This window comes from Marinobacter sp. UBA2498, from assembly GCF_002341575.1.
In the GTDB taxonomy this organism is placed as follows: Bacteria; Pseudomonadota; Gammaproteobacteria; order Pseudomonadales; family Oleiphilaceae; genus Marinobacter; species Marinobacter manganoxydans.
Genome location: NZ_DDOI01000094.1, coordinates 12,443 through 20,259 on the forward strand (window position 1 = coordinate 12,443; position 7,817 = coordinate 20,259).

Genomic DNA, 7,817 nt, shown 5'->3' on the forward strand with positions numbered 1-7,817 from the left:
GCCGGCCCTCCTCCCCGGATACCGGTGAAAACGAGACGGTCGCCAGCAGATCCTCGTCGCCCGGGTCCGGCAAAAGCTGGCATTCGGTATTGAATCCTGCATGAGCGGCGGCAATCCGAAGATTAAACAGGGCACACCCGCAGCTGATGGTCAGTTCCCGGTCGTCGGGGTCGTTGACCGGCAATGCCCGTAACCGGTCCGCAAACAGGGAAATCCCGGTTTGGCCGAGTTCAAATCGCCAGGGCTGGGTGTTGTGGCTTGATGGCGCCAATGTTGCGCTCTCGAGGATGGCCGCCAGGGTGTCTCGCGGTATGGGGGTGTTGCGTGTTCCTTCGCTCATTGCAGCTCTCCCGAATGGTCTCGTGACAGACTATTCCTGCGTGAAAGGAAAAGATAGCCGGTGATGCCCGGCGACTTCGTTGAGCCGCATCAACAAAATCTCACGCTCCGTAACCTGACATTCCCGGGCGCGACAATTAAAGTGAAGACAGTGAAAACTTGCACAGGGTCTGAGATGCGTTATTCCTTCAGAAACGTCTTATTTCTGGCATTCGTGGCGCTTGCGCTCGGCGGTTGCGCCAGTAGCGGAAAGCTGCAGTCGGGTTCTACGCCTGGACTACAGACCGTTCCTGTCGAGGCATCCAGTTCGGAAAAGGCCCAAAAACTCTGGCAGGTGTTCGAGCGTTACCGAGGCACCCCCTATGAATACGGTGGCACCTCCGGCAACGGCTTCGATTGCTCAGGATTCATTCTTACCGCCTACCAGGAAGGCCTGGGCAAACAATTGCCCAGGACAACGACTCAAATGCTTGCCAGTGGTGACGTGGTTCATCCCGGCGAGATTCGACCGGGCGATGTGGTGTTCTTCCGGATTGGCGGAAAGGAACAGCACGCCGGTATCTACATGGGCGGGGACCGCTTTATCCACGCATCAACATCGGCCGGCGTTATCCAGTCCTCGATCAGCGGCTACTACTGGAAAGGCCGCCTGACCGAAGCGAGACGCTTTGACTGAGCCAGGCTGAATAGCCCGCTTCAACGCTTTTTCCGGCGCACATAGAGTACTTTGTGGACGCGCGCGACGAGCTCACCGGATTCATCAACAATATCCACGTCCCACTCTGGCAGCATTTTGTCTCCGTTTGCCGTTGCGGCGCGGATCTCTTCAACACGCTCATCAGTCAATTCAAAGCGTGCCATCACCTTGCCCTTGCCGGGACGGATAAAATCAATACTCGCCGATTTATCCCACACGATGTAGTCATTGCCCAGCCGTCGCATCAGCAGCAGCATGTACATGGGATCAACCATGCTGTAGAGCGAACCGCCAAAGTGCGTGCGCACGTAATTGGTGTTGTACCAGTGCTGGCCCATCTCCACCCGGGCCGAGCTGAAATCCTCAGCAATGTGGGTCACCCGGATTCCAGCACCGATATAGGGAGCAAACGTGGAAAGAACACGGCGCATGGCCCCGGCACTGGCAAGCCAGCGACGTAGAGTGGCGTTCATCAAACATCCTCGATGGTATAAATGACTGCAAATTCAGTAGCACGCTATCTTCCAACCCAACGCGCGCCGATGCAAGAAATTCATACGATCGTTTGAATATTAAAGACCACTGAACGTGAGATGCAGGGCGATAGCGGCCATCATGATTCCAATGACACCATCAATAATCCGCCAGGCCAGCGGCCGGGAGAGAATGGGCGCCAGCGCCGAGCCGCCCCAGGCAAGCAGGCCGAACCAGAGAATCGAGGCACTGCTCGCACCGGCCACAAAGGTGGTCGCGTCCTCTTGCTGGGCTCCGATGGCAGGAATCAACAGCAGCGTATCCAGATAAACCTGAGGGTTGAGCAGAGTGACTGCCAGGGTCGTGAACACCACGGCTTTAAGGCTTCGTTTGGTTACCTCACCCGCTTCAAGAGCCGCTCTGCCGCGGCTGGCGCGAACGAAGGACTGAATCGCAAGCCAGCCAAGGAAGGCCACACCCAGCCACCGGAGAATCTCCAGGGCCTCAGGCATGGCCATCAGGGCAGCACTGATGCCGAACATACCCAGGGTAAACAGGGTGATATCGGCCACTATGCACAGCCCGGCTGACCACCAATGATGTTCCTGGCGTATTGCCTGGCTCAGCAGGTAGGCGTTCTGCGCTCCGATCGCCACGATAATGCCGCCACACACAATCAGACCGGTCAGGTAACTCTCAAGCACGTGAATCTCTCCTTAATGAATGGCGCAAGGTTACCGCTTCCCAGCTATACTTGAAATTCATACTCATAATGCTGCATCAGTTTTACTTATGATTGACTACAAATTGCTGGAAGCCCTGGCGACGGTCATTGAGTGCGGAGGATTCGAACGTGCCGGCCTGGCGCTCGGGCTGAGCCAGTCGGCCATTTCGCAGCGAATTCGCACCCTTGAAATCCGGCTCGGACAACCGGTTCTGGTGCGAAGCCCGGCACTCAAGGCCACACCGGCCGGACAGCGTCTGCTCAACCACGTTCAGCATGTGCAATTGCTGGAGCGCGACCTGACCAAGTCCATCCCGGCACTCTCGGAACCCACAGCTAGACTGCGCATCGCGCTGAATGCCGACAGCCTGGCCACCTGGTGGGCGGCCGCGGTAGGCAACTTCTGCGCGGAGGAGACCCTGCTGCTGGATCTTGTGGTCGAGGACCAGGACATTGGCCTTCGCAGGATGCGCGAAGGGGATGTGGCTGCCTGCCTGTGCAGTAGCCCCCAGCCTGTTGCCGGTGCCCGCTGCGTGCCCATTGGCACCATGACCTACATGCCACTGGCAACTCCGGACTATGTGCACCGATACTTCGGGAAAGGCCTGAGCGAAACCAGCCTGAAGAATGCCCCGGCCATTGTTTTCGGGCCGAATGACCAGCTGCAACACCGGTTCCTGGCCCAGTGCGGGTATCACGGCACCTTCCCTCACCACCTTTGCCCATCCTCGGAAGGTTTTGTGAAACTGGCGCTGGCCGGCATGGGGTATGGCATGATTCCGGAAATGCAGGCCCGCCCGGAAATATCTGCCGGGCGCCTGGTGAGCATCGCGCCTGAACAAACCCTGGAAGTGCAGCTATACTGGCACTTCTGGCGCCATGGCGGCGGCGTGATGGACCGCCTGACCAACGCCCTGCGGTCTGCGGCCACGTTGAATTCAAACGTGTAAACAGGGGGAGCAACGATCAGAATGAAGCACCTTGTGGCGGTTTACGGCACGTTGAAACGTGGCCGGAACAACAGCCATATTCTGCGAGGCGCCCGGTTTGTCGGGACAGACTGGATGCCCGAACTGAGCCTGTATCACCTGGGCCCCTACCCGGGTGCCATAGAGGAACCTTCCCCGGGCGTCCGCGTGGAAGTCTATGCGGTTACCGATACGATGCTGAAAACACTGGACGAACTGGAAGACTTCTTTCCTGAACGCCCGCAAAGCAGCCTGTATATCCGCCAGACCATGGACACTCGCCACGGGTCTGCCTGGGTGTACATTTACAATCGGCCGGTTAAAACGATCCAGCGGCTGCGCTCCGGGAGCTGGTAGACCATAGCCCACACACCTTCACCATAAGGACACCAGATTGGACCTGACAACGCCTGCCCTGCTCTTCCCGGCGATTTCACTGCTGTTGCTGGCCTTCACCAACCGGTTTCTGGTGTTGGCGCAGCTGATCCGCCAACTCAAGCAGATGGACACCGAGGAAGACCACGCCCTGATTGCCCGACAGATCGGCATGCTGCGCAAACGGATTGTGCTGACCAAACGCATGCAGGCGTTCGGCGTACTCAGTTTCTTCCTGTGTACGGTTTCCATGTTCCTGCTTTTCCTGGGTGCCGATCTGCCAGGGGTGATCGCGTTTGGCGCCAGCCTGGTACTGCTGTCTTTCTCGCTGCTGTACTCGCTGTACGAAATCCAGATCTCAACCAATGCCATCAATGTCGAGCTGGCCAGCTTTGAGGCCCGCAAGAGTGCCGGCCGGGAAGATGTCGACTATTCGTGAGGCCTGTTTGCGCCGGAATTCACGACCCGGACACCAAACCAGCGCGGAAACCGGAGCAGACAAAACAGGGCAATCATGTCGTAAAGGGCGTGCCAGACCATGACCAGAGCAAGGCTTTCGGATAACAGGTAGGCCGCCCCCAGAACCATGCCAAGGCCGGTAGCCACCAGAAAATAGGTAAATGAGACATAGTGCACCAGACCGAACAACACCGATGCCGCAAGCACGGCCGTTACAGGGTCCGTCTTTGTCATCAGCCAGCCCTGGATTGCGCCCCTGAATAACAGTTCCTCACCGACTCCGGCCAGGAGGGATAGCAGAATGAGCACAGCCGGGGAGTAGCTGGAGGCAAAGTCATACAAACCCTGCATCTGCCGCTCGAGGTTCTCCGGGAACAAGCCGGGCACCCGCGTAAGCAACAGCAAAACGGCGTAGGTAAGAGCGGCTCCAACCGTCCCCAGGAGAATGCTGGGCCACAGGCCTGGCCCAACATGCAGCACCGGAATTCCGAATAGCAGTATCGCCACTAATCCGATAACGCCAATGGCGCCCTGGAATAACAGAGCGGCATTGGAGGACATACCCGAGTTTCGTCGTTTACCCAACGCCATTTACTGGTCGAACAAGGGCTTCACTGGAAACAGCGCATCGTATTTTGGCGCCTGCTTCTGGGCTTTGGCCTGGAACGATTTCATCATGTCCGTCGGGCGGAACATGCCGGCCTGCCAGGTGGCCATATACTTGAGGCTGTCTTCCACACTGTGGTCGCGACTGTAATTGAGCATTTCCTTGCAGCCAGTGACGGCCAGAGGAGAGTTCGCCGCAATCTGGCCGGCAAGGGCCATAACGCCTGCCAGCATGGATTCCTGGTCGGCGTAAACGGCGTTCACGAAGCCCAGATTCTGCGCTTCAGTGGCGGAGAATTTTCGGCCGGTGTAGGCCAATTCACGAACCACGCCCTCGGGCATCAGTTTGGGCAGGCGCTGGAGCGTGCCGACGTCGGCGGTCATGCCGATATTGATCTCCTGCACGCAGAAGAAGGCGTCCTCGGTGGCGTAGCGGATGTCACAGGCGCTGGTCATGTCCATCGCCCCGCCGATGCAGCCGCCCTGGATCGCCACCAGGACCGGCATGCGCGCCTCATCGAGACAGCTGAAGCAGTCCTGCAGCCAGCGGATATGGTGGCGCTGGCCCTCGGCGGCGATGAAGCGGTCGGGCGCGGCGCCGCCATCGGCGTTCGAGGTCCCGCCGCCGCCGAACACCGCTAGGTCCATGCCGGCGGAAAAGTGCTTGCCGGTCGAGGAGATGACGATGCAGCGGGCCCGCACATTGTCATTGATGTCGCGGACGATCACCGGCAGCTCGTTCCAGAAGGCCCGGATCATGCTGTTGAACGTCTCGGGCCGCTTCAGCCTGATGTGAGCCACGCCGCCCTCGATCTCGACGTCGAAACAGGTCCAGGGGCCGAGCGCCGGAATGGCGGTTTCGGGGGCGGTGTTGGCGTTGGCGGCGGTCATGGGCTGTTCCTGGGACGAGTCTGAAGGTTCCGCCCATCATCGCCCCCTGACGCAGGGGAAAGCCAAGGCCCCTCAGAGATCTTCGCGCGTGGCGTCCAGGGCCTCGCACAGCCGCTCGGCCACGATGGCCCGGTGACAGTCGCAGGCCCGGGCCTCGAAACAGAGCAGGGCGATCTTCTTCCGCCCAGCCAGGTCCTGAGCCCGGGCCAGTTCAACCTGGGCCTTGGGCTCGGCCAGATGGGCCTCGAAAATGGCGCGCATTTCGTCGGTGCGCCCGGCCCTCGCGGCGTCGCGGCCGGCCTTGGGCGTGCCCAGGCCCCGCAAGTGTTCATAGGCGATGCCGGCCTCCTCCAGGCTGGCCCCCAGGATGGTCTTGGAAAAACCCGGTCGACGCGAGGCGGCGACGGCGCGGACATCGACCACCAGCTCGACGCCGGCGGCCTTGAGCTGGTCGATCATCTGGGCCTGGGTCTTGCCCTCATAGCCGATGGTGGCGATGGCCATGGCGAACCTCTCCTTGGGTCATGGGACAGACGGGATATATGGGGGCGCAAGAACCCATCGCGCGAAGAGAAGGATCCGCCCATGGATGGAACGGTCGCACAGGCCCCGCGGGTCCGCCGCTTTCCCCTGCCCAGCCGGGGCGGCGAGATGGCGGCCCTGGAGTTCGGCCCGCCCGACCGGGATTTCGACCTCGTCTTCTGTCACGCCAATGGCTTCAACGCCGCGACCTATCGCTCGATCCTGACGCCGCTCGGGGCTCAGATGCGGATCCTGGCCATAGATCTGCGGGGCCATGGCGCCACCGACCTGCCCACCGAGCTGGAGAACCGCCGCGGCTGGGGCGCCTATCGTGACGATCTCCTGGCCCTGCTGCCTCATGTGGTTCGAGGGCCGGTCACAGTGGCCGGCCACTCCATGGGGGCGACCACCAGCCTGATGGCTGCGGCCCAGGCGCCGGACCTGATCTCGAACCTCGTGCTGTTCGATCCCGTGCTGATGCCTGAGCGGGGAGATGTGGCGCCTGGCGACATCGCCCAGTCCCCCATGGTTCAGGGCGCCCTGCGCCGGCGGGCGCGCTTCGACAGCCGGGCCGCCGCCGTGGCCGCCTATCAGAACCAGCCCCCCCCGCCGCTTCTGGTGGTGGAGTGCGGCGAGAGCGCCGAGCGGCTGCTGGCTCATCTCGATCAGCTGGCCGAGGTCTGCGATCCCGGGTCGAAGGTGGTGGTGATCGGGGCGGCCAATGACATCGCCCTCTATCGCGAGCTGATGCGCCGCGGGGTCAGCGAATATCTGGTGCCGCCGTTCAAGCCCCTGCAGTTCGTCCGCTCGCTGTGCGGTCTCTATGCCGATCCGAGCGCCCCCTTCGTCGGCCGCCAGATCGCGTTCTGCGGGGCCAAGGGCGGGGTCGGCGTCTCGACCATTGCGCACAATGTGGCCTACGCCATCACCGAGCGGCTGGCGGCCAATGCGGTGCTGGTGGATCTGGACCTGCCTTTCGGCACCGCCGGCCTCGACTTCAACCAGGATCCTCTGCAGGGGGTGGCCGACGCCCTGGGGGAGCCCGATCGTCTCGATCCTGTCCTGATGGACCGGATGATGGCCCGCTGCAGCGACCGGCTGAGCCTGTTCGCCGCCCCGGCGACCCTGGATCAGGACTACGACATCTCTCCGGAGGCCTTCGAGGAGGTCACCCAGAAGATTCGCGGGGCCGCGCCCTTCGTGGTGCTCGACCTGCCGCACGTCTGGACGGCCTGGAAGCGGCGCATCCTCCTGTCGTCGGATGATCTGGTGATTGTCGCCGAGCCGGACCTGGCCTCCCTGCGCAACGCCAAGAACTTGGTGGACCTGGTCCGCCGCGCCCGGCCCAACGACGCCCCACCCCGGCTGGTGCTGAATCAGGTGGGGGTGCCTGGCCGGCCGGAGATTCCGGTGAAGGACTTCGGCGAGGCCCTGAACCTGACGCCGGCCCTGGTCCTGCCCTTCGAGCCCAAGCTGTTTGGCCAGGCGGCCAATAACGGCCAGATGCTGGCCGAGGTGGCGCCGCGCTCCAAGACCGCCGAGGCGCTCAACGACCTGGCCCAGCAGATCAGCCGCCGTGAGCCGCCGGTGGCGCAGAAGTCCTCGCTGCTGGCCAACCTGTTCCGGCGGAAATAGCCATGTTCGGAAAGCGCGCCGCCGACGCTGAGGCTCCCCCGGCCCGGGCTCCGCAGGCCCGGCCGGCCTCGCCGTCCGCCGCCCCGCCGCCGCCGGACAAGGCCGCAGCCCCCATCGCCACCCGGCC

General features: G+C 62.0%; 11 protein-coding genes. 5 read left to right on the top strand and 6 right to left on the bottom strand.

Features of this window, described 5'->3' with window-relative positions; translation table 11 throughout:
- A partial coding sequence (locus B2W52_RS13240; RefSeq protein ID WP_286803493.1) for a nitroreductase family protein occupies nt 1-340 on the bottom strand: 340 nt, incomplete at its 3' end.
- 174 nt (nt 341-514) lie between these two features.
- Here B2W52_RS13240 and B2W52_RS13245 point away from each other — a divergent pair.
- Complete coding sequence (locus tag B2W52_RS13245) at nt 515-1,015, top strand: C40 family peptidase (protein WP_092030197.1); 501 nt, start codon at nt 515-517, stop codon at nt 1,013-1,015.
- 20 nt (nt 1,016-1,035) lie between these two features.
- Here the strand turns inward: B2W52_RS13245 and B2W52_RS13250 are convergent, their stop codons facing one another.
- Both B2W52_RS13250 and B2W52_RS13255 read right to left on the bottom strand, forming a co-directional pair.
- Nucleotides 1,036-1,509 (bottom strand): DUF4442 domain-containing protein, encoded by a 474-nt coding sequence (locus tag B2W52_RS13250; RefSeq protein ID WP_092030198.1) that lies wholly within the window; start codon nt 1,507-1,509, stop codon nt 1,036-1,038.
- Nucleotides 1,510-1,608: 99 nt separating this feature from the next.
- Nucleotides 1,609-2,214: a LysE/ArgO family amino acid transporter gene (locus tag B2W52_RS13255; protein WP_092030200.1), complete on the bottom strand. Its 606-nt coding sequence runs from the start codon at nt 2,212-2,214 to the stop codon at nt 1,609-1,611.
- Nucleotides 2,215-2,302: 88 nt separating this feature from the next.
- On the opposite strand from B2W52_RS13255, the gene B2W52_RS13260 reads away from it, so the two are divergent.
- The 3 genes from B2W52_RS13260 to B2W52_RS13270 are packed head-to-tail and all read left to right on the top strand — an operon-like array spanning nt 2,303 to nt 4,016.
- Nucleotides 2,303-3,184, top strand: coding sequence for a LysR family transcriptional regulator ArgP (locus B2W52_RS13260; RefSeq protein ID WP_092030201.1), 882 nt, complete (start codon nt 2,303-2,305; stop codon nt 3,182-3,184).
- A gap of 21 nt (nt 3,185-3,205) precedes the next feature.
- On the top strand, nt 3,206-3,559 hold the full coding sequence (locus B2W52_RS13265) for a gamma-glutamylcyclotransferase family protein (protein WP_008176007.1): 354 nt from the start codon (nt 3,206-3,208) through the stop codon (nt 3,557-3,559).
- A gap of 37 nt (nt 3,560-3,596) precedes the next feature.
- On the top strand, nt 3,597-4,016 hold the full coding sequence (locus B2W52_RS13270) for a DUF2721 domain-containing protein (protein ID WP_008176008.1): 420 nt from the start codon (nt 3,597-3,599) through the stop codon (nt 4,014-4,016).
- Here the strand turns inward: B2W52_RS13270 and B2W52_RS13275 are convergent.
- The 3 genes from B2W52_RS13275 to B2W52_RS13285 form a co-directional block, all read right to left on the bottom strand.
- On the bottom strand, nt 4,007-4,597 hold the full coding sequence (locus tag B2W52_RS13275; protein ID WP_092030203.1) for a CPBP family intramembrane glutamic endopeptidase: 591 nt from the start codon (nt 4,595-4,597) through the stop codon (nt 4,007-4,009). The genes B2W52_RS13270 and B2W52_RS13275 overlap by 10 nt on opposite strands.
- 30 nt (nt 4,598-4,627) lie before the next feature.
- On the bottom strand, nt 4,628-5,533 hold the full coding sequence (locus B2W52_RS13280) for a crotonase/enoyl-CoA hydratase family protein (RefSeq protein ID WP_286803499.1): 906 nt from the start codon (nt 5,531-5,533) through the stop codon (nt 4,628-4,630).
- Between the two features lie 72 nt (nt 5,534-5,605).
- The gene (locus B2W52_RS13285) at nt 5,606-6,037 is read right to left on the bottom strand and encodes a DUF488 domain-containing protein (RefSeq protein ID WP_286803500.1); all 432 of its coding nucleotides are present in this window, start codon (nt 6,035-6,037) and stop codon (nt 5,606-5,608) included.
- An 81-nt stretch (nt 6,038-6,118) separates the two neighbouring features.
- On the opposite strand from B2W52_RS13285, the gene B2W52_RS13290 reads away from it, so the two are divergent.
- Nucleotides 6,119-7,690: an alpha/beta fold hydrolase gene (locus B2W52_RS13290; protein WP_286803502.1), complete on the top strand. Its 1,572-nt coding sequence runs from the start codon at nt 6,119-6,121 to the stop codon at nt 7,688-7,690.
- Nucleotides 7,691-7,817: the final 127 nt, after the last annotated feature.